This window comes from Intrasporangium chromatireducens Q5-1 (assembly GCF_000576575.1).
In the GTDB taxonomy this organism is placed as follows: domain Bacteria; phylum Actinomycetota; class Actinomycetes; order Actinomycetales; family Dermatophilaceae; genus Intrasporangium_A; species Intrasporangium_A chromatireducens.
Window position 1 is genome coordinate 1 of sequence record NZ_AWQS01000459.1, and the last position, 1,466, is coordinate 1,466.

The 1,466-nt window shown below is 69.8% G+C and carries 3 protein-coding genes; all 3 read right to left on the bottom strand.

Features of this window, described 5'->3' with window-relative positions:
* On the bottom strand, nt 1-261 hold a 261-nt coding region (locus N864_RS22200), incomplete at its 3' end, for a DUF6112 family protein (RefSeq protein ID WP_051518937.1).
* A 130-nt stretch (nt 262-391) separates the two neighbouring features.
* Nucleotides 392-658 carry a DUF6112 family protein gene (locus N864_RS22205; protein ID WP_034722682.1) on the bottom strand — a complete coding sequence of 89 codons (267 nt, stop codon included), beginning with the start codon at nt 656-658 and terminating at the stop codon, nt 392-394.
* Nucleotides 658-1,466 (bottom strand): M23 family metallopeptidase (locus tag N864_RS22210; protein WP_034722684.1); only part of this gene is annotated, 809 nt, incomplete at its 5' end. The genes N864_RS22205 and N864_RS22210, both read right to left, overlap by 1 nt.

Consider the following 1,466-nt stretch of genomic DNA (forward strand, 5'->3'; position numbering starts at 1 on the left):
CTGGCCGACGTTCCAGAAGAAGTTCACGAGCGTTACCGCCGCGCCGCATATCACCGCGGCGCCGCAGGAGATGAGGACGCCCAGCTTGCCCCTGCCCGCCAGGTGCGGGTTCGAGCTGTTGGAGCCGTAGGCCCACACGATCGCGCTCACGATCAGCGCCAGGACGCTGAGGATCAGGCCGACCGTCATCACGGCGCCGACGATGGTGCGGAGCTGTTCGATGCCGGGCAGGCCGTTGCTGTTGGGGTCGATGTCGATCACGGCGGTTACTCCCTCGCGTGGGCGGATGGCTTGTGGCGGCGAGGTAGGCCGGAGAGCGACTGGACACCCAGCCAGCGCGTGAGGGCATGATGAAGGCCCCGTCCACGTGCGGGCCTTTACTCGGTGCGGGTCAGAGCTGGTTGCCGAGGGCGATGAGCCAGTTCACCCACGCGACCCCGGCGCCGGCGAGCGCGGCGGCTCCGACGCCGACGAGCACCCCGACCCTGCCTTTGGAGGCGAGGGCGGGGTTGCCGTGCGAGGCGCCGAACGCCCAGCAGATCGCGGAGACGATGACCATGAGCACTGCGACGATCAGTACGATCGTCAGCAGGGCGCCGATGACCTGTTTCAGATCACCGATGCCGCCCAGCCCGTCGAAGTCGGGGAACACGTCCATTACGCACCGCCGGCTTGGACGGTGATGTGCAGGTGGTCGAAGTGCCCGCCGGTCACGTTGCCGGGGTCGTGCATCCCGCCGCCGTTGTAGGGGCGCCAGCCTTCGGCGGCGCGTGCGAGGGACCATATCTGGCCTTGCCAGATCAGGTACTCCACGCCCAGGACCTCGGCGTGGTCTTTGATCCAGTTCGTGAGCGCCCATCCGGCTTCGAGTTGCGCGGGCGTCGGGTACTGGCCGATGGCGTTGCCGAATGTCACGTCACAGGCGCGGCCCAGCGGGTGTTCGGAGACGGTGCCGGGACGGGGCGAGTAGCACGCCCACGAGGTGTCGGGGAAGGCGGCGCGGGCCTGGGCCATGACATGCGCCATGCGCGCGGTGATCTGCCCGCTGCTGGTGGGGTCATCGACCATCTGGTCGGGGTCGCCGTCCAATGGGGCCGGCGCGCCCGCGGTGCCGCCGCTGGTGTCGCAGTCGGCGGGGCTGCCGACCGTGGCTTCAGGCAGGTCGGCCGCGTTGTGATCGTTGAGCCACGCTGCGGCGTCGACGGCCTCGCCGGTCGTGCCGCCGGGCCGGACCTCGAAATGCAGATGCGGTCCCGTGCTGTTCCCGGAGCTGCCGACATCGCCGATGTGCTGACCCGCGGTCACCCGGTCACCGGCCGCGACGTGGATGCCGGACTGCCACATATGCGCGTACGCGGTCGCCACGGTCTGCCCGTCAATCTGGTGCTCGATGACGATGAGCCCGCCGTAGCCGCCGGAGAACTCGGCCACGGTCACGGTGCCGTCCGCGGCGGCGAGGATCGGCG

Coding starts and splice junctions, on each gene's coding strand:
- N864_RS22205 (WP_034722682.1), bottom strand. CDS start 658: ATGGACGTGTTCCCCGACTTCGACGGGCTGGGCGGCATCGGTGATCTG.